Annotated in this window: 23 protein-coding genes and 1 pseudogene; 13 read left to right on the top strand and 11 right to left on the bottom strand. The window is 72.8% G+C overall.

All coding sequences use genetic code 11. The features are described from left to right. Positions 1–66 precede the first annotated feature (66 nt). Positions 67–700 (top strand): annotated as a pseudogene (locus AB0761_RS11440) (LysE family translocator). A gap of 19 nt (positions 701–719) precedes the next feature. On the opposite strand, the gene AB0761_RS11435 reads toward AB0761_RS11440, so the two are convergent. After that, complete coding sequence (locus tag AB0761_RS11435) at positions 720–1061, bottom strand: hypothetical protein (RefSeq protein ID WP_377268877.1); 342 nt, start codon at positions 1059–1061, stop codon at positions 720–722. Between the two features lie 501 nt (positions 1062–1562). On the opposite strand from AB0761_RS11435, the gene AB0761_RS11430 reads away from it, so the two are divergent. Together AB0761_RS11430 and AB0761_RS11425 are read left to right on the top strand one after the other, a co-directional pair. Continuing rightward, positions 1563–3014 (top strand): basic amino acid/polyamine antiporter, encoded by a 1452-nt coding sequence (locus AB0761_RS11430; protein ID WP_377268876.1) that lies wholly within the window; start codon positions 1563–1565, stop codon positions 3012–3014. A gap of 57 nt (positions 3015–3071) precedes the next feature. Continuing rightward, positions 3072–4334: an arginine deiminase gene (locus AB0761_RS11425; RefSeq protein WP_377268875.1), complete on the top strand. Its 1263-nt coding sequence runs from the start codon at positions 3072–3074 to the stop codon at positions 4332–4334. On the opposite strand, the gene pyrE is transcribed toward AB0761_RS11425, so the two are convergent. From pyrE to AB0761_RS11390, 7 genes are all read right to left on the bottom strand, one after another. Then, complete coding sequence (gene pyrE, locus AB0761_RS11420) at positions 4328–4858, bottom strand: orotate phosphoribosyltransferase (RefSeq protein WP_377268874.1); 531 nt, start codon at positions 4856–4858, stop codon at positions 4328–4330. The genes AB0761_RS11425 and pyrE overlap by 7 nt on opposite strands. A 4-nt stretch (positions 4859–4862) precedes the next feature. Then, positions 4863–5519 (bottom strand): hypothetical protein, encoded by a 657-nt coding sequence (locus tag AB0761_RS11415; protein WP_377268873.1) that lies wholly within the window; start codon positions 5517–5519, stop codon positions 4863–4865. Beyond that, entirely contained in the window at positions 5516–6037 is a 522-nt protein-coding gene (locus AB0761_RS11410; RefSeq protein WP_377268872.1) for a SigE family RNA polymerase sigma factor, read from the bottom strand. Before AB0761_RS11410 ends, AB0761_RS11415 begins: the two co-directional genes overlap by 4 nt. A gap of 88 nt (positions 6038–6125) precedes the next feature. Then, complete coding sequence (locus AB0761_RS11405; RefSeq protein WP_377268871.1) at positions 6126–7175, bottom strand: LacI family DNA-binding transcriptional regulator; 1050 nt, start codon at positions 7173–7175, stop codon at positions 6126–6128. 28 nt (positions 7176–7203) lie between these two features. Further along, positions 7204–8103 (bottom strand): carbohydrate ABC transporter permease, encoded by a 900-nt coding sequence (locus tag AB0761_RS11400; protein ID WP_377268870.1) that lies wholly within the window; start codon positions 8101–8103, stop codon positions 7204–7206. Next, a complete protein-coding gene (locus AB0761_RS11395; RefSeq protein WP_377268869.1) occupies positions 8100–9038 on the bottom strand; it encodes a carbohydrate ABC transporter permease in 939 nt (312 codons plus the stop codon). The genes AB0761_RS11400 and AB0761_RS11395 overlap by 4 nt, the downstream gene beginning before the upstream one ends. A gap of 90 nt (positions 9039–9128) precedes the next feature. Continuing rightward, positions 9129–10463: an ABC transporter substrate-binding protein gene (locus tag AB0761_RS11390; RefSeq protein ID WP_377268868.1), complete on the bottom strand. Its 1335-nt coding sequence runs from the start codon at positions 10461–10463 to the stop codon at positions 9129–9131. A 139-nt stretch (positions 10464–10602) separates the two neighbouring features. Between AB0761_RS11390 and AB0761_RS11385 the strand changes: the two genes are divergently transcribed. From AB0761_RS11385 to AB0761_RS11375, 3 genes are all read left to right on the top strand, one after another. Beyond that, entirely contained in the window at positions 10603–12624 is a 2022-nt protein-coding gene (locus AB0761_RS11385) for a beta-galactosidase (RefSeq protein ID WP_377268867.1), read from the top strand. Positions 12625–12740: 116 nt separating this feature from the next. Then, positions 12741–14333, top strand: a complete 1593-nt coding sequence (locus AB0761_RS11380) for a glycosyl hydrolase 53 family protein (RefSeq protein ID WP_377268866.1) — start codon at positions 12741–12743, stop codon at positions 14331–14333. A 394-nt stretch (positions 14334–14727) separates the two neighbouring features. Next, on the top strand, positions 14728–16389 hold the full coding sequence (locus tag AB0761_RS11375) for an ABC-F family ATP-binding cassette domain-containing protein (protein WP_377268865.1): 1662 nt from the start codon (positions 14728–14730) through the stop codon (positions 16387–16389). 33 nt (positions 16390–16422) lie between these two features. Here AB0761_RS11375 and AB0761_RS11370 read toward each other — a convergent pair whose 3' ends face one another. Together AB0761_RS11370 and AB0761_RS11365 are read right to left on the bottom strand one after the other, a co-directional pair. Continuing rightward, positions 16423–16602 carry a hypothetical protein gene (locus AB0761_RS11370; protein ID WP_377268864.1) on the bottom strand — a complete coding sequence of 60 codons (180 nt, stop codon included), beginning with the start codon at positions 16600–16602 and terminating at the stop codon, positions 16423–16425. Continuing rightward, positions 16599–16805: a hypothetical protein gene (locus tag AB0761_RS11365; protein ID WP_377268863.1), complete on the bottom strand. Its 207-nt coding sequence runs from the start codon at positions 16803–16805 to the stop codon at positions 16599–16601. The genes AB0761_RS11370 and AB0761_RS11365 overlap by 4 nt, the downstream gene beginning before the upstream one ends. A gap of 122 nt (positions 16806–16927) precedes the next feature. Here AB0761_RS11365 and AB0761_RS11360 point away from each other — a divergent pair, with 122 nt between their 5' ends. Next, positions 16928–17776, top strand: coding sequence for a Scr1 family TA system antitoxin-like transcriptional regulator (locus AB0761_RS11360; RefSeq protein ID WP_377268862.1), 849 nt, complete (start codon positions 16928–16930; stop codon positions 17774–17776). Next, positions 17755–17970 (top strand): DUF397 domain-containing protein, encoded by a 216-nt coding sequence (locus AB0761_RS11355; protein ID WP_377268861.1) that lies wholly within the window; start codon positions 17755–17757, stop codon positions 17968–17970. The genes AB0761_RS11360 and AB0761_RS11355 overlap by 22 nt, the downstream gene beginning before the upstream one ends. A 255-nt stretch (positions 17971–18225) precedes the next feature. Here AB0761_RS11355 and AB0761_RS11350 read toward each other — a convergent pair whose 3' ends face one another. Further along, positions 18226–19374 (bottom strand): pyridoxal-phosphate-dependent aminotransferase family protein, encoded by a 1149-nt coding sequence (locus AB0761_RS11350; protein ID WP_377268860.1) that lies wholly within the window; start codon positions 19372–19374, stop codon positions 18226–18228. A 246-nt stretch (positions 19375–19620) separates the two neighbouring features. Between AB0761_RS11350 and AB0761_RS11345 the strand changes: the two genes are divergently transcribed. From AB0761_RS11345 to AB0761_RS11325, 5 genes are all read left to right on the top strand, one after another. Beyond that, positions 19621–20946, top strand: coding sequence for an SGNH/GDSL hydrolase family protein (locus AB0761_RS11345; RefSeq protein ID WP_377268859.1), 1326 nt, complete (start codon positions 19621–19623; stop codon positions 20944–20946). 115 nt (positions 20947–21061) lie between these two features. Further along, positions 21062–22378, top strand: a complete 1317-nt coding sequence (locus tag AB0761_RS11340) for an SGNH/GDSL hydrolase family protein (RefSeq protein ID WP_377268858.1) — start codon at positions 21062–21064, stop codon at positions 22376–22378. A 41-nt stretch (positions 22379–22419) separates the two neighbouring features. Then, a complete protein-coding gene (locus AB0761_RS11335) occupies positions 22420–23508 on the top strand; it encodes an amidohydrolase family protein (protein WP_377268857.1) in 1089 nt (362 codons plus the stop codon). Between the two features lie 80 nt (positions 23509–23588). Next, entirely contained in the window at positions 23589–24266 is a 678-nt protein-coding gene (locus AB0761_RS11330; RefSeq protein WP_377268856.1) for a uracil-DNA glycosylase, read from the top strand. Between the two features lie 560 nt (positions 24267–24826). Further along, positions 24827–25429 (top strand): TetR/AcrR family transcriptional regulator, encoded by a 603-nt coding sequence (locus tag AB0761_RS11325; RefSeq protein ID WP_377268855.1) that lies wholly within the window; start codon positions 24827–24829, stop codon positions 25427–25429. The last annotated feature ends 188 nt before the right edge of the window (positions 25430–25617 follow it).

Genomic DNA, 25617 nt, shown 5'->3' with positions numbered 1-25617 from the left:
GCCGCCGGTCCGCCGCCGTCCCGAAAACCCGGTGCCATCGCCGGGCCGGAGCAGCAGGATGGGGAGGTGGTCGACACCAGCCTGTACACCGCCTTCCTGCTCGCCGCCATGACGCTCTGTCTGTCGCCGGGCCCCGACATGATGTTCATCGTGGCCATGGGCGGCCGCGGTGGTCCGCTCACCGGGGTCCTCGCCGCCGGGCGTCGCCTGCGGCGCGCTGATCCATGTCCTGGCCGCGATGCTGGGGCTCTCCGCGCTCTTCGCGGCACTTCCGGCGCTCTACCAAGTGCTGCGCTGGATCGGCGCGGCCTATCTGCTGCTGCTCGCGGTCAGGGCGTTCCGTGACCGTTCCCCGCTGGGGGCGGAGGGGGGGACGGGGTCGCCCGGAGGGCCGAGCAGACGGCGGGCCTTCACCCAGGGTGCGCTGACCAATCTGCTCAATCCCAAGGTGATCCTGTTCAACATCGCCTTCCTGCCGCAGTTCGTGAGCCCCGCGCGGGGGCATGTGCCGCTCCAGTTCCTGGTCCTGGGCCTGTCCCTGGTCCTCATCGGCCTGCTGGTCGACAGCATGGTGGGGCTGCTCTCCGGCCGGCTCGCCGCCGTACTGCGCCGCAGCCGCCGGGTGGCCCGGGGAATGAGCATCTTCAGCGGCACCGTCTTCGCCGGGCTGGCCGTCCGGCTGGCCGCCGCACCCCGGTAGCGCACACCGCCTGGCGGCCCTACCAGGCTGCGCCCGGACGGGCCGACAGCACATAGCGGGCGGTGTCGTCGGCCGCGGTGAAGCTGTACAGCTCGCCCCGGGCGAGAGCGGTGAGGATCCGCCGGTGCTCGCCCTCGTCGCCCAGCCAGTGGCGGACGGGCAGCGCATACGCGGGATCGAGCTGCTCGGCGACATCGCGGGCGCGGGCCAGCAGCCACCGCAGGGCCGGCGCGGGCGATCCGGCCGGTGCGGAGCCCAGCCAGAAGGTTCGGGCGTGGTCCGGTGTGTGGGCCAGGCACTCGCACCAGTAGCCGGCCCCCGGCGGCGCGCTGCGCTGACGGTTCGCCAGTGTGTCGCGCACCCGTTGCTGCATGACGGCGTGGGTCCCCTTCCGCTCGGCAGCTCACCCACGGTGAGTGCTCGGTCACGGCCTGCCCCTCCAGCATCGGCGGTGAAGCCCCCGTCGGCCGGAACCCCACGCTGACCGTTGCGGCTGTCAATCGCCGGGGCGGTGTGCGGGACTGTGCAGGCCCACCGCTGAGGGGATGTCAGGGGCATATGCGGAAAGCGGAGTTGGGGAGTTGAGGAATGGCTGTCATCTGCGCGATCAAGCACCGCCGATGGGTGTGGTGCGAACCAGTCGTTGAGGGGGACCCCTTGATACGCAGGCGTTCTGCTGTCGTCCAAGCACCACTGCCGCTGACGCGACCGGCAGCGGCTCCACCGGGGCCGCTGCACCGCCGCCCACGCGGCAGGCCTTTTGATCCGACAATACGGACATTCCCCATCATGAGCGGATAGTCTTCCCCATATCTTCGCGGCTGTGCTGCGCCGGGCCCGGCCCGCATCGAGTGGGGACGACATGATCGAGGCCAAGACCGCCGTCGAGACGCCGCACACGGCCAAGCTGACGTTCTGGACGATGACCTCGATGGTCGTCGGCTCGATGGTGGGCGCGGGGGTGTTCTCCCTGCCGCGCCGCTTCGCCCAGGAGACGGGCGTGGCCGGAGCGCTGATCGCCTGGGCCGTCGCCGGAGTCGGCATGCTGATGCTGGCCTTTGTCTTCCAGACCCTCGCGGTCCGCAAGCCCGGTCTCGACGCGGGGGTGTACGCCTACGCCAAGGCGGGCTTCGGCGAGTACCTGGGCTTCTTCTCCGCGTTCGGCTACTGGGCGAGCGCCTGCGTCGGCAATGTGACCTACTGGGTGCTGATCATGTCGACGATCGGCGCGGTCGCACCCGCACTGGGCGAGGGGGACACAGCGCTCGCGGGGGCGCTGTCCTCCATCGGCCTCTGGGCGTTCTTCCTGCTGATCCGACGGGGTGTCAAGGAGGCCGCGGCGATCAACAGGATCGTGACGATCGCCAAGGTGGTCCCGATCCTGGTCTTCGTCATCCTGGCGCTCTTCTACCTCAAGCCGCATGTCTTCGCCGAGAACTTCGCCGGGGCCGACTATGCGGGCTCACTGTTCCAGCAGGTCAGGGGGACCATGCTGGCCACGGTGTTTGTCTTCCTGGGGGTCGAGGGCGCCAGCGTCTACTCCCGGCACGCCAAGCGGCGCGAGGACGTCGGACGTGCCACCGTGCTGGGCTTCCTGGCGGTCTTCGCCGTCTTCGCCTCGGTCACCATCGTCTCCTACGGGCTGCTGCCGATGAGCGAGATCGCCGAGCTGCGGCAGCCCTCCATGGCCGGGGTGCTGGAGTCGGCCGTCGGCACCTGGGGCAAGGTGTTCGTCAGTGCAGGCCTGATCGTCTCGGTGCTGGGCGCCTATCTGGCCTGGACCCTGATGGCCGCCGAGGTGCTGTTCGTCGCCGCCAGGGACAAGGACATGCCGCGGTTCCTCAGCCGCTCCAACGAGGCCGACGTGCCGGTCGCCGCGCTGGTGATGACCACCGCCCTGTCGCAGATCGTGCTGGTCGTCACGCTCTTCTCGGACGACGCCTTCAACTTCGCCCTCGACCTGACCAGCGCGCTCACCCTGATCCCCTTCCTGCTCGCCGCGGCCTACGCCCTGAAGATCGCGCCCGGCCGGGAGGGCCGCCCCGCCGGACCGGAGGGCTCCGGCGTCACCCGCGACGTGGTGGTGGGCGGGCTCGCCACCGTCTACACGGTGTTCCTGCTCTATGCGGCGGGTCTGAAGTACGTGCTGGTGTCGTTCATCGTCTACGCGCCCGCCACGGTCCTCTTTGTGATGGCCCGCCGGGAGCAGGGCCGCCGCCTGTTCTCCCCCCTCGAACTGGTCGTCCTCGCCGTCTCGGTCGTCGGCGCCGCGCTGGGTGTGGTCGCCCTGGCGCGCGGCTGGATCAGCCTCTGACCCGCGGCCGGACGCACCAGCCCGCAGCCACCGCCGAGCGCAAGGAGCCATACCCCCATGACAAGCCATGACGTCGCCCCCTCGTCGGCCTACGGCGTCCACTCCGAGGTGGGCAGACTGCGCAAGGTCCTGGTCTGCGCACCGGGGCTCGCGCACCGCAGGCTCACCCCCACCAACGCCGACGACCTGCTCTTCGACGATGTGATGTGGGTGGAGAACGCCCAGCGCGACCACGCGGACTTCGTCAACAAGCTGCGCGGACGCGGCGTCGACGTCGTCGAGCTGCACGATCTGCTGGCACAGACCATGGCGCTCCCGGAGGCCAGGTCATGGCTGCTGGACCGGAAGATCACCGCCAATGAGGTCGGCCTCGGGCTGGTGGACGGCACCCGGGCCTTCCTGGAGTCCCTGGAGCCCCGCCGACTCGCCGAGTTCCTGGTCGGCGGCCTCGCCACCACCGACCTGCCGGACGACTTCCGCCCGGACCATGTGGCCCTGGCCCGGGAGTCGACCGGGGCGCGCGAGTATCTGATGCCCCCGCTGCCCAACACCCTCTACACCCGCGACACCACCTGCTGGCTGTACGGCGGAGTGACCCTCAACCCGCTGTACTGGCCCGCCCGGCACGACGAGACCCTGCTGATGAAGGCCGTCTACCGGTTCCACCCGGACTTCACCGGTTCCACCGTCTGGTGGGGGGACCCCGAGCAGGACTGGGGCCAGGCCACCTTCGAGGGCGGCGACATCATGCCGGTCGGCAACGGCGTGGTGCTGATGGGCATGAGCGAGCGCACCTCGCGGCAGGCGATCACCCAGGTCGCCGCCGCGCTCTTCGCCCAGGGCGCGGCCCGGCACGTGATCGTCGCGGGGATGCCCAGACTGAGGTCGGCGATGCATCTCGACACCGTCTTCACCTTCGCCGACCGGGACGTCGTCACCGTGTACCCGGGCATCGTGGACGGCATCCACCCCTTCTCCCTGTACCCCGCGGACAGGGCCCCCGGGGTGGAACTGGCCGACGAGGGCTCCCGGACGTTCGTCGACGTGGTGGCCAAGGCGCTGGGACTGTCCGGCCTGCGGGTGATCGAGACCGGCGGGGACGTCTATGCGTCCGAGCGCCAGCAGTGGGACAGCGGCAACAACGCGGTGGCGGTGGAGCCGGGAGTGGTCTTCACCTACGACCGCAACACCCAGACCAACACCCTGCTGCGCAAGGCCGGGATCGAGGTGATCACCATCGTCGGCGCGGAGCTCGGCCGGGGCCGCGGCGGCGGGCACTGCATGACCTGCCCGATCATCCGTGAACCGGTCGACTACTGACCCGCGGCGGCGCGGAGGTCGTCCGCGGTCAGCAGCGACCGCAGGGCGATCCCCTCTTCGGCCAGCGCCTCCGCGCCGCCCTGGCCCCGGTCGATCACACAGAGCGCCGTATCCACATCGGCTCCCAGCGCGCGCAGCTCGGCGGTGGAGAGCATGATCTGGCCGCCGCTGGTGACCACGTCCTCCACCACCAGCACCCGCTGCCCGGAGATCTCCGCGCCCTCCGCGAGGCGGCCGGTTCCGTACGCCTTGGCCTGCTTGCGGACGAACGCACAGGGCAGGCCGGTGTGCCGGGCCAGCGCGGTGACCACCGGGATACCGCCCATCTCCAGGCCGGCCAGGACGTCGGTGCCCGGCGGCACCAGCGCGGCCAGCCGCTCGGCCACCGCGTCCAGCAGCACCGGATCGCTCTCGAAACGGTACTTGTCGAAGTACTCGGTGGCGGTGCGGCCCGAGCGCAGCACGAACTGGCCGGTCAGATGGGAGGCCTGATGGATCCGCAGGGCCAGGGCGTCGACTGTCATGTGATCATTCTGCCGCGTCCGGCCGGCTGTAGGGGAGGTCGACCGTGGCGGTGCCGCCGCCGCCCCAGTCCAGGGTCAGCCGCCAGCAGCCGGGCGCCGGGGCGTCGACGATCGAGGGGTAGCTGCCGCCGCCGATACCCGGCTCCGTCTGGTGTGCCTGCGGTGTGGCGGAGCCCAGCGGATGGGAGCTGATGGTCAGCGGTCCGGTGCCGGTGCCGCGGAGCGCCCAGAGGATCTTGTTCTGGGGGGCTCCCTCGTGCTTGCCGCCCAGCAGTCTGTCGACGAAGAGGAACCCCACCGCATTGCCCTCGGCCGACACCACATAGGTCAGATCCGCCGGGGCGTGGGCGGTGGCGCTCCAGGCCGGCGCCCCACCGCGGCGCAGCGGCGTCCTGCCGCAGCCGCCGTCGACCACCGTGGCCACCGATACGGCCGGGGCGGCCGGCGCCGGAGGCGTGGACCGTGAGCCGTGCAGCGCGGTCACCGCCCCCACCCCGGCGGAGCCCAGCACCAGCACCCCGGCCGCCGCCGCACCCGCACGCCGCCGCCGGGCGATCCGTCGGGTCAGTCCGCCGTACGGGTCCTGGCCGCCCTCGGGCAGTCGCCCGGCCCGTGCGGCGAACTCCCTGCGCAGGGCGTCCTCGACATCCATGCTGTTCATGAGCGACTCCCGATCCCGGGGGAGGCGGGGTCGGCCAGTGCGGCCCGCAGCCGCTCCAGCCCCCGCGAGGTCTGCGACTTGACGGAGCCCGTGGAGCAGTCGAGGATCCCGGCGACCTCGGCCTCCGGCAGGTCCTCGAAGTAGCGCAGCACCAGCACCGCCCGCATCCGGGGCGGCAGTTGGAGCACGGCGCGCCACAGCTCGTCCCGCAGCTCGTAGACGGCATAGGCGTCGTCGTCGGGGCCGCCGGGCTCCGGCAGCACGTCCGTCGGCTGCTCGGGCCGGCGGCTCCGCCGCCACCAGGTGTTGTGCAGGTTCACCAGGATCTTGCGCACATAGACCTCGGGCGCATCCGAGCGCTCGATGCGCCGCCAGTGCCGGTGGGTCCGCAGCAGCGCGGTCTGCACCAGCTCCTCGGCCCGGCCGTGGTCGCCGGTGAGCAGATAGGCCGTGCGCAGCAGCGGCTGCCATCGGGACCGTACGAAGTCCCGGAACTCGGCTTCCGCACTCGCCTCCATCCCTGCTCCCCTTTCCCCGTCCGGCTGTTCCGTCATCTGGGTCGACAGCATGCGGGGCCGAAAAGGTTGAGTCGGCAGGGCGGGGGATTCAGGCGGAGTCGCGCACCACCAGCTCCGTCGGGAGGATCACGGCTGCCGGGTCCTCACCGGAGATCCGGGCCAGCAGGAGGCGGACCATCTCGTCGCTGATCCGGTCCCAGGGCTGGCGGATGGTGGTGAGCGGGGGCCGGGTGGAGGGGGCGATGGGCGAGTCGTCGAAGCCGCCGACGGCGACGTCCTCGGGGGTACGGCGGCCGGCGCGCTGGAGCGCGGTGAGGGCGCCGTCGGCCATCAGGTCGGAGGCGACGAAGACGGCGTCCAGGTCGGGGGCCTGCGCCAGCAGCCGGGCGGTGGCCGCCTCGCCGCCGGAGCGGGTGTAGTCGCCCTCGGCGACCAGCTGCTCGTCGTAGGGCAGACCCAGCTCGGCCAGTGTCTCGCGGTAGCCGGCCAGCCGCTCCACACCGCCGGGGGTGTCCTGGGGACCGGTGACGGTGCCGATGCGGCGGCGGCCTGCGGCGCGCAGGTGGCGGACCATGTCGCGGGCGCCCTCGCGGTCGTCGGCGGCCACATAGGCGACCCGGGTGCGCTGGCCCAGCGGCTTGCCGCAGGCGACGACCGGGACCTCGGCCTCGGTCAGCCGCTCGACCATGGGGTTGCCGGAGTGGGAGGAGACCAGCAGGACGCCGCCGACGTGGCCGCCGGCGATATAGCGGGTGATACGGCGCCGTTCGGGTTCATTGCCGGCGATCATCAGCAGCAGCGGGATGTCGTGCTCGGCCAGTGCCCGGGTGCAGCCGCGCAGCAGCACATTGAAGTTGGGGTCCTCGAAGAACAGCTCCTGGGGCTCGGTGAGCAGGAACGCCACCGAGTCGGAGCGCTGCATCACCAGCGAGCGGGCATGCCGGTTGACCACGTACCCGGTGCGCCGGATGGCGGCGTTGACCGCCTCCAGCGCCGCCGGGGAGACATGGTGCCCGCCCTGGAGGACCCGGGAGACGGTGCCGCGCGAGACGCCGGCCTCGCGGGCCACGTCATGGATGGTGGGCGGCCGGTGGGCGCGGGTCGCCGCCGGACGTCCCTTGGGCGCGGGTTCCGTCATGGTGGTCGCTTTCCTTCCTGTCTGCCGGTCAGGACTTTACGGCTCCGGAGAGCAGGTCGAGGCGCCAGTAGCGCTGGAGGCAGAGGAACAGGGCGATCAGCGGCAGGACGGAGAGCAGCGAGCCGGTGATCACCAGGGTGTAGAGGGCCGGGGCGGAGGCGCCCTGTTTGAGCAGGGTGTAGAGGCCCACGGTGACCGGGAACTTCCGGTCGTCGCCGAGCATGATGAACGGCAGCAGGAAGTTGTTCCAGATCGCCACGAACTGGAAGAGGAAGACCGTCACCAGGCCCGGCGCCATCATGGGCAGCGCCACCGAGCGGAAGGTGCGCCACTCGCGGGCGCCGTCCACCCTCGCGGCCTCCACCACGTCGTCGGGGACGGCCGCGGCGGCGTAGATGCGGGCCAGGTAGACCCCGTACGGGCTGAGGATGCTGGGCAGCAGCACTGAGAGGTAGCTGTCGGCGAGCCCCGCCTTGGCCAGCAGCAGGTACTGCGGCACGGCCAGGATGACCGGCGGCATCAGCACTCCGGCGAGCAGCACGTTGAACAGTGCGTCGCGGCCCCGGAAGCGGTACTTGGCCAGGGCGTACCCGGCGGCGCCGGAGACGGCGGCGGAGAGCAGCGCGCCCAGGCCCGAGTAGAGGACGGAGTTGGCCATCCAGCGCCCGTAGACGCCGTCGCGGTAGGAGGTGAGGTCGGCGATGTTGCCGGCCAGGCCGCCGCCCGGGAGCAGGGTGAAGGTGCTGAAGAGATCCCGGCTGCTCTTGCTGGCGGCGATCAGCACCCAGAGCACGGGCAGCAGGCAGTAGAGAGCGCCCAGCAGCAGGGTGGCGGTGGGGATCCAGCCGGGGGCGCGGCGCCGGGCGGTGGTGGCCGGGGCGGTGGCGGCGCCCCGCAGCGGGGGCCGGGCGGTGTCGAGGACGCTCATCGCTCGCCTCCGGGGGTGCGGCGGTTGACCAGTCTGAGGAAGCCGAAGGAGAGCAGCAGGGTGGCGAAGGCGATCACCACGGAGGTCGCGGAGGCGGAGTGGATGTCGCCCTGGGTGAAGGCGTCGCGGTAGACCTTCATCAGCGGGCTCCAGGTGGAGCTGAGCGCATTGGTGAGCGGCTTGAGGGTGGTGGGCTCGCTGAAGACCTGAAGGGTGGCGATGATCGAGAAGAAGAAGGTGAGCACCAGTGAGGGCACCACCATCGGGATCTTGATCCGCAGGGCGATCTGCAGCTCGGAGCAGCCGTCCAGCCGGGCGGCCTCGTAGAGCTCGGCGGGGATGGCCCGCAGCGAGGTGTAGATGACGATCATGTTGAAGCCGGTGCCGCCCCAGACGGCGATGTTGGCGAGCGCCACATACAGCCCGCCTCCGGAGAGCAGGTCGGGCCCGGCCATGCCTGCCTTGCCGAGCAGGAAGTAGCCGGGGCTGACGCTGGGGAGGTAGAGGAACCCCCAGAGCATCGAGGCGACGACGCCCGGCACCGCGTACGGCAGGAAGATCGCAAGCCGGGAGAAGGCGCGCAGCCGCGCCCGGCCGGTGTCCAGCAGCAGCGCGAAGAGCAGCGCCAGACCGAGCATGGTGGGGACCACCAGCAGGCCGTAGCCGAGGACCCGGCCGGCGCCGGACAGCAGCTCGGGGTCGGACAGCGCGGCGGTGTAGTTGGAGAAGCCGGTCCAGGCCTCCTGGCGGGCTCCGCTGCCCAGGCCCAGTCCCTTGATGTGGACGGTGCGGAAGCTGAGGTAGACGGCGTAGCCGATGGGCAGTGCGAAGAAGGCGGCGAAGAGGACGGTGGCGGGTCCCAGGAAGGCGTAGGGCGCGAGGCGGGTGCCGGTGCCTCTGCTGCGGGGCCTCCGGGTCGGGGTCGCCGTGGCCATGGCGGTCCTCGATTCGTGGTGGCGGGGGTGGGGGAGGGGCCGGTCCGGGCGGGCTGCCCGGACCGGCTGGACGTCCTGACCGGTGGTCGGTCAGCCCGTGGTCTTGAAGCCCTGCTTCTTCATGTCGGCGAGGGTGGCCTGCTGCACCGCCGTGAGGGCGGCGCCGAACGGGGTGCGGTTCTGGGCGGCCTTGCCGAAGGCGTCCTTGAAGGCGCTGTAGGCCACATTGACGTTGGGGCCCCAGGCGGCCGGGGCGGTGTTGCCCGCGATCTGCGCGGCCGTGGCGTAGAAGTCCGCCTGGTCCGGGAAGAAGTCGGGGGCCTTGGCGAGCGCGCCGCCGGTCTGGGCGGAGGTGGCGGCGGGGTAGATGCCGGCGTCCTGGACCAGGGCCTGGACGGCGGTGGGGTCGGTGTTCAGCCAGGCGGCGAACTTCGCCGCGGCGTCGGCGTGCTTGGAGTTCTTGGTGACGCCGGTGGCGGAGCCGCCCCAGCTGCCGGTGGCGGACTCGCCCGCGGTCCACTGCGGAAGCGGGGCCATGGCCCACTTGCCCTTGGTGTCGGGGGCGGCGGAGGTGAACACGCCGGGGGCCCAGACGGCGCTGACCCAGGCGAGCTGGGTGCCGTCGTTGAGGGCCTTGTTCCAGGCGGGGGTGTACATCGGCTGGTTGTCGATCGCCTTCTCCTGGACCAGGCCGCCCCAGAAGTCGGCGACCTTGCTGGTGGCGTCGTCGTTCAGGGCGACCTTCCAGGTGTCGCCGGAGGTGGTCCACCACTTGGCGCCGGCCTGCTGGGCGAGTCCGGCGAAGAGGCCGGCGTCATTGCTGGAGAAGGTGGTCAGGTACTTCTTGGGGTCCTTGCTGTGCAGGGTGCGCGCGGTGTCGGCGAACTGCTGCCAGGTGGTGGGCACGGTCAGGCCGTACTTCTTGAAGAGGTCCTTGCGGTAGTAGAACATCAGCGGGCCGGTGTCCTCGGGGATCGCGTACACCGCGTCGGTGCCGAGCGTCACCTGCTGCCACACACCGTCGGCGAACTGCGACTTGGTGCCGCCCTGCTGCCCCGCGATGTCCGCCAGTACGTCATTGCTGACCAGGGTGGGCAGTGCCTGGTACTCGACCTGGACCAGGTCGGGGGCGCCGCCGGCCTTGGCGGCCGTGATGGTCTTGGTCAGCAGGTCGTCCCCGGAGGCCTGCTTCTCCACCGTGACCTTGATGTCCGGATGGGAGCCGTTCCACAGCGCGACGACCTTGTCCATGTTGGGAGCCCAGGACCAGAAGGTCAGGCTGACCGGGCCTGATTGGGCCTTGGTGCCCGAGTCCTTGCTGCCGCTGCCGCTGCCGCCGCTGCTGCTGCAGGCGGACAGGGCCAGGGCTGCCGCCGCGGCGAGGGCGGTGGGGACGGCGAGGCGGCGGTGCAGAGCGACGTGCATGGGTCCTCCCGCAGGATGCGATGTGCTGCTGTGCTCTTGTGCACGTTCACAGTAGGGAAACCCCAAGGACGCTTGTCAATGGTTGTTTCCATGAGGTTACCTATGTGTACGTTCACAGTCGCTGATCACAGGAGTGTCCATGACCCACCCGCTGACCGGCGAAGACATGCTGGCCTTCGGCGGCGACTACAACCCCGAGCAGTGGCCGGAGGAGACCTGGCAGGAGGACGTCCGGCTGATGCGCGAGGCCGGCGTCACCATGGTCAGCGTCGGCATCTTCTCCTGGGCGCTGCTGGAGACCGAGCGCGGCCGGTACGACTTCGGCTGGCTCGACCGGCTGCTGGACCTGCTGCACACCCATGGCATCCGGGTCGACCTCGGCACCCCCACCGTCGTCCCGCCCGCCTGGTTCTACCGCGAGCACCCCGAGGCACTCCCCGTCACCCGTGAGGGCCTGCGGTACGAGTTCGGCAGCCGCGGGGCCGTCTGCCACAGCTCACCGGCCTACCGCGAGGCCGCCACCGCCATCACCGAGCAGCTGGGCCGCCGTTACGGCAGCCACCCCGCCGTCGCCATGTGGCACGTCCATAACGAGTACGGCGTCCCCGTCAGCGCCTGCTGGTGCGACATCTCCGCCGAGCACTTCCGCAGCTGGCTGCGCGAGCGCCACCAGGACCTCGACACCCTCAACGAGGCCTGGGGAACGGCCTTCTGGGGTCAGCGCTACACCCGCTGGGAGGACATCCGCCCGCCGCGGGCCACCCCCACCGCGGGCAACCCCGCCCAGAAGCTGGACTGGGCCCGCTTCACCAGCGACGCCATGCTGGAGAACTTCCGCGCCGAGCGCGACATCCTGCACCGCCTCTCGCCGGGCATCCCGGTCACCACCAACTTCATGACCGCCCTCAGCCAGTGCCGTTCGGTGGACTACTGGGCCTGGGGCCGCGAGGTGGACCTGGTCTCCAACGACCACTACCTGGTCGCCGAGGCCGACCGGAACCACATCAACCTCGCGATGTCCGCCGACCTCACCCGCTCCGTCGCCGGCGGCGGCCCCTGGCTGCTGCTGGAGCACTCCACCGGCGCCGTCAACTGGCAGCCCCGCAACATCGCCAAGCAGCCCGGCGAGATGGCCCGCAACAGCCTCACCCACATCGCCCGGGGCTCCGACGGCGCCATGTTCTTCCAGTGGCGCGCCTCCCGCTACGGCGCCGAGAAGTTCCACTCCTCGATGCTGCCGCACGCCGGCACCGACAGCCGCATCTGGCGGGAGGTCACCGCGCTGGGTGCCGACATCGGCCGGCTCGCCGGGATCCGCGGCACCCGGGTGGTCCCCGACGCCGCCATGCTGTGGGACTGGCACTCCTGGTGGGCCCAGGACCTGGAATGGCGCCCCACCCAGGACCACGACGCCCGCGAACGCGCCGAGGCCTGGTACACCGCCGCCTGGGACCGCCACCTGACCCTGGACTTCGCCCACCCCGAGGCCGCCGACCTGGCCCGCTACCCGCTGCTGCTGGTCCCCGCCCTCTACCTCGCCACCGAGGCGGCGGGCCGCGCGCTGCACACCTATGTCGAAGGCGGCGGCACCCTCGTCGTCTCCTACTTCTCCGGCATCGTCGACCAGCACGACGCCGTCCACCCCGGCCCCCACCCCGGCGCACTGCGCGACGTCCTCGGCCTCACCGTGGAGGAGTTCCTGCCGCTGCGCTCCGGTCAGCAGGTGCGGCTGCGGGACGGCGACGGCCGCGAACTGACCGGGGACGTCTGGTCGGAGACCGTCGTCCCGCGCGGCGCCGAGACCGTCCACCGCTACCAGGACGGCCCCGCCGCGGGACAGCCCGCGGTCACCCGCCACCGCCTCGGCTCCGGCACGGCCTGGTATGTCTCCACCCGGCTCACCGGCGACCAGCTGGCGCCCGTCCTCGACCTGGCCTGCGCCGACGCCGGCCTCGCCCCCCGCGGTGAACTGCCGCACGACGTGGAGGTGGTGCGCCGCCAAGGCGAGCACGGCAGCTACCTCTTCGCCGTCAACCACACCCCGGCCGACGCCAAGGTCCCCCTGGAGCGGCCCGGCACCGAGCTGCTCACCGGCGAACCCGCCACCGGGCTGCTCGCCGTCCCCGGCAACTCCGTCCGCGTGGTGCGCCTGGACGGCTGAGCCGTACCCCCGAAGACACCGTCCGGGCCGGGGCGAGACCTCCGGCCCGGACGGCGGCACCACCCCGCAAGGCCGCACATCCCCACCGACCCCTCACCACCACGAGGACGATGACGATGCGTCAGGGATCAACGCGCCGCCCCACCACCCGCACACTCGCCCGAGGCGCCGCCGCACTGCTGCTCGGCACCTCCGCGACGCTGGCCCTCCCCACGGCCGGCGCCCACGCCGCGAGCAGTGTCACCAACGGGGGCTTCGAGGCCAACGGCACCGGCACCGGCAGCCCCACGGGCTGGTCCACCACCTCCGCCACCGGACAGACCGGCGCCTCCTACACCGAGTCCGGCGGCCACTCCGGCTCCTACCGGCTCACCCACTGGGCCGCCGGCGCCTACAAGGTCGAGACCTCCCAGCAGCTCTCCGGTCTGGCCAAGGGCAGCTACACCCTCACCGCCTGGGTCCGCTCAAGCGGCGGCCAGAACTCCGCCTATCTGGCCCTGCGCAACTGCGGGGGCGCCGAGCAGCGCACCGATCTGCCGCCCACCCCCGACGGCGCCTGGATACGGCTGGTCACCTCCGTCAGCGTGACCACCGGCTCCTGCACCGTCAGCATCGACTCCGACGCCAACGCGGGCAACTGGATCAATGTCGACGACCTCACCCTCGCCCCGGGCGCCACCGGGCTCACCGTGCGGGGCGCCGACGTCTCCACGCTGAAGAAGAGCGAGGACAAGGGCGGCGTCTACCGCAACGCCGACGGCACCACCGGCGACGCCCTCACCATCCTGCACTCCGCCGGGATGAACTACGCCCGCCTCAAGGTCTGGGTGAACCCCGCCGACGGCTACAACAACAAGGCCAGGGTGCTCACCATGGCCAAGCGGATCAAGGCCCTGGGCATGGGCCTGCTGATCGACTTCCACTACTCCGACAGCTGGGCCGACCCCGGCAAGCAGACCAAGCCCGCCGCCTGGTCCACGCACACCCTCGCCCAGCTGGAGACCGACGTCTACAACCACACCTATGACGTGCTGAACGCGCTCAAGGCCCAGGGCACCACCGCCGACATGGTCCAGATCGGCAATGAGATCAACGGCGGCATCCTCTGGAGCGAGGGCTCCACCGACAACTGGTCCAACCTCGCGGCCCTGCTCACCCAGGGTGCCGACGCCGCCAAGGCCGTCAGCGGCTCCACCAAGGTGGCGCTGCACCTCGCCGAGGGCGGCGACGACGCGGGAGCCCGCTGGTTCTTCGACAACGCCGTCTCCCACAAGGTGCCGTTCGATGTCATCGGCCTGTCCTACTACGGCTACTGGCACGGGCCGCTCAGCGCCCTGCAGACCACCCTGGACGACATGGCCGCCCGCTATGCCAGGCCGGTCTACGTCGCCGAGACCGCCTACCCCTTCACCCTGGCAAACGACGACTCCCTGGCGAACAACGTCGGCAGCTCCTCCCAGCTGGTCTCCGGCTACCCGGCCACCCAGGCGGGGCAGGCCGCCAACCTGCGCGATGTGATGAATGTGCTGGAGGCGGTACCGGGCGGCCGCGGGATGGGCGCCTTCTACTGGGAGCCCACCTGGACCGCCGTCCCCGGCAACGGCTGGGACCCCACCGACCCCTCCTCCGGTGACGCCTGGGAGAACCAGGCGCTCTTCGACTACAACGACCGGCCCACCGCCGCCATGAGCTGGTTCCACCACCGCTGACGGCCCCCGGCCCCGGCCTCCGCGCGGGCACCACCGCGCGGAGGCCGGGGCCGGGGCCGCGTCGTCCGGCAGGCGCCGCACTCCCGCACCGGTGCACCCCGTACACCGGCGCGACGGCGGGTGGCTGCGGTACAGTCGAGAAGTCCTGTTGTCTCCGATAGAGGTGGACGTTGCGCATCTGAGGTCCGCGATCACCGCGCGGTACGGCATCGGCCGTACACCCGTCACGCTGCCGCCGGCATTCCTGCCGCCCGTGACCCCGCGCGGATGCGACCTCGGTGCATGAGCCGTCCCCGTTCTGCGGAGGACCGCACCCCCCTTTTTCCGGCCTGGTCGCCGCGTGGTGCTCGCACACGAAGCCCCCATCCACTGCGCTGACGACTGCGAGAATCCCATGGCCACTCCCCCCACCCCCGGCGCTTCCCTGTCCTGCTCCGCCCTGTCCTTCCAGTGGCCGGACGGCAGCACCGTCCTCGACGGCCTCTCCCTCACCGTCGCCCGCGGCCGCACCGGCCTGGTCGGCGCCAACGGCACCGGCAAGTCCACCCTGCTGCGGCTGCTGGCCGGCCGGCTGCGCCCCTCCCAGGGGTCGGTGACCGTCGGCGGCAGCCTCGCCTACCTTCCGCAGAACATCACCCTCGACACCACCCTGCGTGTCGACCAGGCGCTGGGCATCGCCGAGCGGCGTGCCGCGCTGCGCGCCATCGAGGCCGGTGACGTACGCGAGGAGCACTTCGAGACCGTCGGCGACGACTGGGACGTCGAGGAGCGGGCCCTGGCGACACTGGGCTCCCTGGGACTCGGCGGCGTCGAACTGGACCGCACGGTGGGCCAGATCTCCGGCGGTGAGACCGTGCTGCTGCGGCTGGCCGCGCTGCTGCTGGAGCGTCCCGATGTGCTGCTGCTCGACGAGCCCACCAACAACCTCGACCTGTTCGCCCGCCGCCGGCTCCATGACGCCGTGGAGTCCTGGCGCTCCGGCGTGCTGGTGGTGGTCAGCCACGACCGCGAGCTGCTGGAGCGGGTCGACCGCATCGCCGAGCTGCGCTCCGGGTCGGTGAACTGGTACGGCGGCGGCTGGTCCGCCTACCAGGAGGCGCTGGCCACCCAGCAGGAGGCGGCCGGGCGGACACTGCGGGCCGCGGAGGCGGATGTCCGACGGCAGAAGCGCGAACTGGAGGAGACCCAGATCAAGGTGGCCCGCCGCCAGCGGCACAGCAAGAAGATGGACGCCCAGCGGCGGGCCCCCAGGATCGTCGCCGGTGAGCGCAAGCGGTCCGCGCAGGAGTCCGGGGACAAGCTCCGCGGCCTGCACGAGGAGCGCCTCACCGAGGCGCGCGAGCGCCGTGACGAGGCCGCGGAGGCGGTCCGCAACGACGCCGAGATCCGGGTCAGCCTTCCCGGCACCGCCGTACCCGCGGGCCGCACCGTCCTCACCCTGGACGGGCTGCAGCCCCGCTTCGGCAGACTCAGGGAGGGCAGCCTCAACGTCCAGGGGCCGGAGCGGATCGCGCTGGTGGGACGGAACGGAGCCGGCAAGACCACACTGCTGCGCACCCTCACGGGGGAGCTCGCGCCGCTGTCCGGTGAGGCCAGGACGTTCGTCCCGCTGCGGTTCCTGCCGCAGCGGCTGGATGTGCTGGACGAGGAGCTGAGTGTCGCGGCCAATGTGTCCCGGATGGCTCCCGGGGTCACCGACAACCACATCCGGGCCCAGCTCGCCCGGTTCCTGTTCAAGGGGGCACGCGCCGAGCAGCCGGCGGGCACCCTCTCCGGCGGGGAGCGCTTCCGTGCCGCCCTCGCGGCGACCATGCTCGCGGCACCGGCCCCGCAGCTGCTGATGCTGGACGAGCCGACCAACAACCTGGACCTGGCCAGCGTGCGGCAGCTGACCGGCGCGCTCGACGCCTACCAGGGCGCCCTGCTGATCGCCAGCCACGACCTGTCGTTCCTGGAGTCGGTCGGCATCACCCGCTGGCTGCTCCTGGGCGAGGAGATCCAGGAGACCGGCCCCGAGGAGGTCCTCGAGCTGCTCGAAGCCTCGGGCGCCGGCTGAGGCCACCGCTGCCCCCGCCGCCCCGAGGCGGTGTCAGATGCGCTCCCGCGACTGCGGGGGCGCGGCGTGGCGGGGGCAGCGGCAGGGCGGGAAGCGCAGACCGGAGTGGACGTCGGGGTGGGTGACGGGGGCGACCGGGCCGGTGGGGCGCAGGCGCAGGGTCCGGCCGTCGCCGGTGCGGATGTACACCCCGAGGGTCATCCGGCTGGTCATGCCCGCTCCCTGATCCAGCCGGCGAGCTGCCGGACCAGTTCGGCGGGGGCGCCGCCCAGCTGGACATGGGCGCGGTCCAGGACGGGCTGGTCCCCGCGCAGCGAGGGGAGGGTGAAGCCGGCGAGGGCCAGGGCGTCGGCCAACTCCCGCACGGCGTCGGCTGCTTCCACGAGTCGGCTGGTTCCGGCGCGGCGCTGCTGCATGGCGGTGTCGCTCCCTGCTGGGTGAGGTCGGTCGTTCTGTACGCAGAGCATCGCCGCCGGGCACTACGCTCACCAGGGGTCACATATCCACAGCACTCTGTGAGGACATGGGGGTGGGCGCCATGGCCGCTCGTCCGAGGGAACTCAAGCCGGGCCGCTCGGCCCGGGACTTCTACGGCGCGGAGGTCCGCAGGCTGCGGACCGAGGCAGGGCTCTCGCTGGTGCAGCTGGCCGGGGTCCTCAACTACAGCAAGAGCCATCTCGCCAACATCGAGACGGCCGACCGGGTCGTCCCACCGGACCTGTCCGCCAAGCTCGATGCGGCCTTCGGCACGGGCGGCCACTTCGTACGGCTCTATCCGCTGGCCCGCCGGGAGGCGCACCCCGACAAGTACCGCCGCTTCATGGAGCTGGAGGCCCAGGCCTCGTCCGTCGCCGAGTACGCGGCCCACACCGTGCCGGGCCTGCTGCAGACCGAGGAGTACGCCCGTGCGCTGCTGCGCTTCGGCACCCCGGACGGCTGCGACGACCGGCTGGAGGAGAAGGTCTGCGCCCGGCTGGGCAGGCAGGAGCGGCTGCGCGGGGAGGAGCCGCCGTATCTGTGGGCGGTGCTGGACGAGGTGGTGCTGCGCCGGCCGATCGGCGGACCGGCCGTGATGCGGGACCAACTCGCCGCCCTGCTGCCGCTGGTGGACACCGCGACCACCAAGATCCAGGTGCTGCCGTTCGCCCATGGTGCGCACTTCCAGCTGGGCTGCTCGCTCACCCTGCACACCATGCCGGGCGGCTCCCGCTACGCCTATCTGGAGGGCAGCGACTCCGGGCAGCTGCTGGAGGATCCGTCAGCTGTGGCGGAGCGCACGCGGGCCTACGATGTCCTGCGTGCGTGCGCCCTGTCGCCCAGGGACTCGGCGGCGTTCATCCGCTCGGCTATGGAGGGCCATCCGCCATGCGTACCACCACGGACCTGAGCACCGCCCGCTGGCGCAAGAGCAGTTACAGCAACCAGGACGGCGGCAACTGCGTCGAGATCGCCGACGGCGTCCCCGGTGCCGTCCCCGTCCGCGACAGCAAGGACCCCCACGGCCCGGCGCTGCTCTTCCGCGCCGACGCCTGGGCGGCCTTTGTCGCCGCCGTGAAGTCGGACGCCCTCACCACGGGGTGACGCTGCGCCGCCCCCGGACGCCTGGACCGCGCGGCAGGCGGCGCCCGCCGGGTACCACCGGGTGCTGAACCGATGCGCCGCTCGCCGTGATGCATCACTCGCCGTGGTGCGCCGCTCGCCGTGATGCACCGCAGCACCCTCCCCCAGGGCCGGCGCCGCCCGCCGGCGCGGGCAGCGGGGCGGTCCGCAGCAGACCCGCCCGGCCCCTCCTCGGAGGGGCCGGGCGTCCGTGCGTCCGCCGGGGAACCCGCGTGGTCAGCGCGCCAGAGCGGCCTCCCAGGCCTCATCCGCCGCCTGGGCGGCTGCGGAGGCGTCAGCGGCGGCGCCGAGTGCGGTGAGGCCGTCGGCGAGGGCGCGCAGGGTGGCCGGCACCGTGGAGCGGGTGGCCGCGGGACCGTAGTGGTTGACCCGGAGCATCTCCTTGGCCAGGGCGCCCGCCGCGGCCTGGACCGGTACGGCCGGGTTGCTGCGCAGTGCCGCGGCGGCCAACTCCCGGGCGTCGACGCCCGCAGGGGCGCGCAGGGTGGTGGCCACGGGTGCCGCGTCCTGGTCGCGCACCACGAAGCAGCCGAGCGACCCCAGTGCGCGGGCGCCCGCCCGGGTGGCCGCGGAGGCGGCGCGATGGCGGGCGATCACGGCGTCCAGGCCCTCGGCGTCGATCCGGTCCAGGCAGGCCTCCAGGGCCAGCATCTCCAACTGGGCCGGGGCGTGCGGCAGCAGGGCGGTGCGTCCGGCGTCCGTCCAGCGCTCCTTCCAGTCCAGCAGTGAGAGGTAGGAACGGCGCGGGGCCTGGGGGTTGTCGGTGATCCGCTGCCAGGCCCGGTCGCTGACCGCCACCGCGGAGACCCCGGCGGGGCCGCCCATCGCCTTCTGGCCGCCGATCACACACAGGTCGACGCCCCAGGCGTCGGTCTCCAGCGGCTCGGCCGCCACCGACGCCACCGCGTCCAGCATCAGCAGGGCGCCGTGGGCGCGCACGGCGGCGCCGATACCGGCCACCGGATTGGTGTTCCCGGTGGCCGCCTCCGCGTGCACCAGGCTGACGAAGTCGATCTCCGGGTGGTCCTGCAGCGCCCCGGCCACCCGCTCCGCCGACACCGCGCCCTCGAAGGGCGCCACCAGGTCCACCACGGTTGCCCCGCAGGAGCGCAGCCAGCCGCCGAAGGTCTCCCCGTAAGGGCCGGTGACCACATTGAGCGCGGTGCTGCCGGGCCGCACCGCGCTGCGGATCGCCGCCTCCAGCGGCAGCAGTGCCTCGCCCTGGGTGATCAGCACATCGTTGCGGGTGCGCAGCAGTGCGGCGACCCGGTCCTCGATCGCGGCGAACCGCGGTGCCGTGAGCGGCGGGAGGTCGAGCAGGGGGTGCGGGGAACGGGTGGCGGACGACGGCTGGCTGACGGTCACATGGGGCTCCGTGGTGCGAGATCGTGCAGGTGGGCGGGGTGCGCCGCGCCGCCCGCACGCCGCCGACGGCTTCGGCGGCGTGTCGGCGGAAGGGTGGTTCGCGGACTCTCACCGTTGATCCGTATCCTGTACCCGGCCGCGACCGCCCAGGACGCCGCCCCGCGGGGCCAAGGCCCGTCGGTGAAGCCGTCCGGGCCCGCACGGCCACTGCCCGGGTCCGTACAGGGGGGAAGTATGTCCGCTGCCGTGTCGCGCCGACGCGTGCTGAAGCTGGCCGGTGCTGCGTCCGTCGCCCTGGGGCTCACCGTGGTGGCCGGGGAGTACGGATTCCGCGAGGCGAATGCCGAGCCGCCCCGGGCCCGGCAGTCCCCCGCGGCCAAGGCCACCCCCAAGCCCCCGCCGCGGATCGCCTCCTGGGCGGCGGCGCCGCTGCCGCCGGAGGAGGGCACCCTGTCGGCCACCGGGCTGCACGACGCGCAGCTGCGGATGGTGGTCCGGCCCACCATCGGCGGTACGCACCCCCGGATCAGGATCTCCAACCGCTACGGCACCGCCCCGCTGCAGATCGCCGGGGCCTGGATCGCGCCGCGGGCCCAGGGGCCGGACGAGAAGCCCGGCACCCGGGTGGTGGTGACCTTCGGCGGTTCGCGCTCCGTGGTACTCCAGCCCGGGCAGGACCTGGTGAGTGACGCCGTGGCGCTGTCGTCGCCGGTGGCCGCCCGGACGGCGCTGCTGGTGAGCCTGACGGTCTCCGGTTCGACCGGCCCCGTCACCTGGCATCCGCGCTCCCGGGACGTCAGCTACCTCCTCGACGGCCCCACCCGCCCCACCCGCGCGGCCGGCAGCGCCGCCCGGGCCAGGCAGCGCTGGACCGGGTTCACCGGCTGGTACTGGCTCAGCGGGCTGGACCTGCTCTCCGACCGGGCCGCGGGCACGGTGGTCTGCTTCGGCGACTCCATCACCGACGGCCCGTCCACCGCAGCCAAGCGCACCACCGTCCGCTGGCCCGATCTGCTGGCCGAGCGCATCGCCGTGGAGCGCCCCAGGGCCCCGTACGGGGTGGTCGACCTCGGCATCGCCGGCAACCGGCTGCTGCAGAGCGCGCCCAGAGGCGGTGTCGCGGCGCTGGACCGGTTCGACCAGGACGCGCTGGGACAGCCGGGGGCCACGGACCTGATCCTGCTGGAGGGGATCAACGACATCGGCTTCGGCAGGGACACCGACGGTCTGCCGATCACCGCCGAGCAGCTGATCACCGCGCAGCGGACGCTGATCGGCAGGGCGCGGCGGTCCGGCCTGCGGGTGCACGGCTGCACCCTGCTGCCGTTCGAGGGCGCCAAGTTCTTCACCCCCGTGGGGGAGCAGGTCCGCCAGCAGTTCAACGCCTGGGTCAGGAACGGCGGCGCGTTCGACAGCGTCGTGGACTTCGAACGAGCCGTGCTGGACCCGGAGGTCCCGACGCGCATCGCGGTGCCCTACGACTCGGGCGACCATCTCCACCCGAGCGACGCCGGTGCGGCGATGCTCGCCGGGGCCGTGGACCTCACGGCACTGGCTGCACTGCACAGGTGAGCGGGGCACCGTCCGCGACGCGGACGGCGTCCCCGCACGGATCCGTATCCTGATCCCGGCCGCCGCGCGGAGAGCGCCACGGCGGACCGTCCAGGCCCGAACAGAGGTGGACAGCATGCCCGCGTCCCTGCCACGGCGGCACGCGCTGAGACTCTTCGGAGGCGCGGCCGCACTGGGGATGACCTCGGTGCTCGGCCGCAACGCGGCCCATGCCGACAGCGCCCCCGGACGGGCAGCGCCGGTGACCGGCCTGCGCAGCTCGGTGCAGGGCGTGGTCCTGGGACCGCAGCGGGTCGGCGCCTGGGCCGCTGCGCCGGTGCCCGCGGAGAGCGGCCGACCGCTGCTGGGCTTCGTCGACGTCACCCTGCGGCTGACGATACGGGCCTCGGTCGGCGGCACCAACCCCAGGATCCGGCTCTCCAACCGCTTCGGGACCTCGCCGCTGCTGGTCGAGTCGGCGTCGATCGGGGTGCGGCAGCGGGGCGCGCAGGCGGTCCTCGGCAGCCTCGCCCGGGTGCGCTTCGGCGGCTCGGTACGGGCGGTGGTACCGCCCGGCGGGGAGCTGCTGAGCGACCCCGTGGCGCTGCCCCGCCCGATCACCGCCCGGGAGGCGCTGCTGGTCAGCCTCTATGTGCCGGGGCCAACCGGGCCCGCCACCTGGCATCCGCGCTCCCAGGACGCGACCTGCACGGCCGCCGGCGACTGCACCCGGCTGGCCGGCTCCCAGCGGTTCACCGGCCGGGAGAACGGCTGGTACTACCTCAGCGGCCTCGACCTGGTCTCCACCAGCGCCACCGGCACCGTGGCCTGCTTCGGCGACTCCATCACCGACGGCTCGGAACCGGTGGCGAACCGCGTCGGGGGGCGATGGCCGGACGTGCTCGCCGCCCGGATCGCCAAGGCCCGGCCGGACCGCCCGCTGGGCGTCGTCGACCTCGGCATCGCGGGCAACAAGCTGCTCAACGACGAGAAGGAGAACTCCGGCCGCTCCGGACTCTCCCGCTTCCGCAGCGATGTGCTGGCCCAGCCCGGGCTCACCGATGTCATCCTGCTGGAGGGCATCAACGACATCGGCTCGCGGCGCGGCGCCGGCGGCGGAAGGCTCACCGCCGATGAGCTGATCGCCGGTTACCGCACACTGATCGCGCAGGCCAGGGCGGCCGGTGCGGCCGTGCACGGCGGCACTCTGACGCCGTATGAGGGCGCCAGCTACTACCACAACGAGGGCGAGCAGATCCGGCGTCAGGTCAACCAGTGGATCCGCACCGGCGGCGCCTTCGACAGCGTGATCGACTTCGAGCATGCGCTGCGGGACCCCCACTACCCCGGCCGCTACAACCCGGCCTACGACCTGGGCGACCATCTGCACCCCAACCGGGCCGGCTACACCGCCATGGGTGCGGCGGTGGACCTGTCCAAGCTGCGCGGATGACCGGCCGCCCGGTGCGGGCCCGCCGGTCGTAGGCTGCCGCCATGGGAGAGCGCGCGGTACTGCACATCAAGGGGCGGATCCTGGTCGGACCCGAGGACGTCCGCGACCAGATCTGGGTGGTGGACGGCCGGGTCACCTTCGACCGCCCCGCCCTGGCCCGGGACGTCCGCACCCTCACCGGATGGGTGCTCCCCGGCCTGGTCGACGCCCACTGCCATGTCGGTCTGGACGCCCACGGCGCGGTGGACGACGCCACCAGCGAGAAGCAGGCCCTCACCGACCGCGAGGCGGGCACCCTGCTGATCCGGGACGCCGGCTCACCCGCCGACACCCGCTGGATCGACGACCGCGAGGACCTGCCGCGGATCATCAGGGGCGGGCGGCACATCGCCCGTACCCGCCGGTACATCCGCAACTACGCCCATGAGATCGAGCCGGAGCAGCTGGCCGAGCACACCGCCCGTGAGGCACGGCGCGGCGACGGCTGGGTGAAGCTGGTGGGCGACTGGATCGACCGGGAGCGCGGCGACCTGGCGCCCTGCTGGCCGCGCGAGGCCCTGACGGCGGCGATCGCCGCGGCGCACGCGCAGGGGGCGCGGGTCACCGCGCACTGCTTCGCCGAGGACGCGCTGCCGGACCTGGTGGCGGCCGGGATCGACTGCATCGAGCACGCCACCGGGCTCACCGAGGACCTGCTGCCGCTGTTCGCCGAGCGGGGGATCGCCATTGTGCCCACCCTGGTGAACATCGCGACCTTCCCCGGGCTGGCCGACGGCGGCGAGCAGCGGTTCCCCGCCTGGGCGGCGCACATGCGGCGGCTGCACGAGCGCCGCTATGAGACGGTGGCGGCCGCGTACGAGGCGGGGGTGCCGGTCTACGTGGGCACCGACGCGGGCGGCTCGCTGCCGCACGGGCTGGTCGCCCAGGAGGTCGCCGAGCTGGCGAAGGCCGGGCTGCCGGTGGCGGCGGCGCTCTCCGCGGCCTGCTGGGGCGCCCGCGCCTGGCTCGGCCGGGAGGGCCTGGCCGAGGGGGCCCCGGCGGATCTGGTGGTGTACGAGGCGGACCCGCGCGCCGACGTCCGGGTGCTGGCCGCACCCTCGGCCGTGGTGCTCCGCGGCGTTGTGTGGTGACGGCGGACCGGGGCCGCAAGGGGTGGCCGGGGTGCGGGGGCGCGGCATGCGCCGTCGGTGGCAGGCCCTAGGCTGAGCGCATGGCTGCGCGACCGCTGAGTGAGATCGTCGAGGCCGGCTGGGCGAAGGCCCTTGATCCGGTGGCAGGGCGGATTGCCGCCATGGGGGACTTCCTGCGGGCGGAGATCGCCGCCGGCCGGACCTATCTGCCGGCAGGGCCAGATGTGCTGCGCGCTTTCCAGCAGCCCTTCGACGACGTCAGGGTGCTGATCGTCGGTCAGGATCCCTATCCGACGCCGGGTCATGCGGTGGGTCTCTCCTTCTCGGTGGCGCCCGAGGTGCGGCCGCTGCCGGGCAGTCTGCTGAACATCTATCAGGAGTACGGGCGCGACCTCGGCTTCCCGCCGCCCACCAACGGTGACCTCACCCCGTGGACCCGGCAGGGGGTGCTGCTGCTCAACAGGGCGCTCACCACGGCCCCGCGCAAGCCGGCCGCGCACCGGGGCAAGGGCTGGGAGGAGGTCACCGACCAGGCCATCCGGGCGCTGGCGGCCCGGGGGAAGCCGCTGGTGGCGATCCTGTGGGGGCGCGACGCCCGGGGGCTGCGGCCGCTGCTGGGCTCGGTGCCCGCGATCGAGTCGGCGCATCCCAGCCCGATGTCGGCGGACCGCGGCTTCTTTGGTTCCCGGCCGTTCAGCCGTGCCAATGAGCTGCTCGTCGGGCAGGGCGGCCAGCCGGTGGACTGGCGCCTGCCGTAGGGCTTGTCCGACCGTTCCTGTCCGGCGTTCCCGGTTGATCGTCCCCGCCCGACCGTTCCCGCCCGACCGTTCCTGTCCGGCGTTCCCGCCTGGCGGGCGACGCCTGGCACGGCAGCGCCGGAGCCGACGGGGGCGGCCCGGTACGAGGTCGCTCCTCCGCCCTGGCGTGCGCCCTCCCTGCCCGTCTCCGGCGAGGAGGGGCCCTGCACCGGACACCGCCCGCGTGACCGGCGTGAGCCGTCGGGCAGGCCCTGGGCGGCCGGTGGTGCGACCGGTACATCTGTGCGGGTGCCGAAGGCGCCCACTCGGATTTTGCGGACCGCAGGGCGCCGTCGACCCGTCGGCCGCGCAGCGTGCCGGGCGCCCCGGCTGCGGGCCGGGGGAAGGCCGGGCTGGGCCGCAGCCGTCCGTCGTCCGTCGACCGTCGTCCGCCCGGGGCGCGCCCGCTGGGGGTGCTGCGCGGGAGTCCGCGGCACACGCCGGTGTGTGGCCGCGGTGCACTCGCCCGGCACCGGCGGCTGGGGTGCCGCACGGCCTGGAGCAGCCCGTATGCTCGGGTCATGGTCGGCACACGGGCGCAGAGGGTCGAGCGGGGGCCGGGGCGTCCGCGGGAGGAGCGCGTCACCACCGCCGCACTGAACGCGGTGATCGAGCTGGTGGCCGAGGGCGGCGTCGAGGCGGTCACGATGGACGCGGTGGCCGCCCGCGCGGAGGTCAGCAAGCCCGCCATCTACCGGCGTTGGCCCTCCAAGCAGGCCCTGATCATCGCGGCTGCGGAGACCCGGATCGGGGCCCTGTCGGTGCCGGACCTGGGCGATGTCCGTGCCGAGCTGCGCGAGGTGCTCACCGCGCGGCTGGCGTCGTACCGCCGGCCGGGGACGGGCCGGCTGCTGGCCGAGCTGATCGGGGCCGCGGCGGGGGACAGCGGTGTCCGGGGGGAGTACGCCGCATACGCCGACCGCATGATGGGCGAGACGCGGAGCATCCTGGAGCGCGGTATCGCCCGCGGCGAGGTGCGGTCCGATGTGGACATCCGCTCCGCGGCCACCCTGGTGGCGGCGCCGCTGGTGTACCGCCTGCTGGCGGAGCCCGAGCTGCCGGACGCGCAGTTCGTGGACGACCTGGTCGATCTGCTGGTCAGGGCGGTCGGCCGCTCGGCCTGAGCCGGGCCCGGGACAGCCGCCCACGGTCTGCGTACGAGGCCACAACGTGATGACCGGCTACGGGAACGGCGGGCGCCGGGTGTTCCGACCCTGCCGCTGGGCCGGTCGACAGGTCGTGGGCTGTGGGCCGTCCGAGGAGGCAGTTTCCGTGACAGAAGTCCACTCCTGAGGTTGAATCACTCGTACGA

Origin of the sequence: Peterkaempfera podocarpi (assembly GCF_042466665.1) — a bacterium.
In the GTDB taxonomy this organism is placed as follows: domain Bacteria; phylum Actinomycetota; class Actinomycetes; order Streptomycetales; family Streptomycetaceae; genus Peterkaempfera; species Peterkaempfera podocarpi.
Note: the sequence above shows the minus strand (reverse complement) of the source record. Positions and strands in the feature narration are given on the sequence as shown.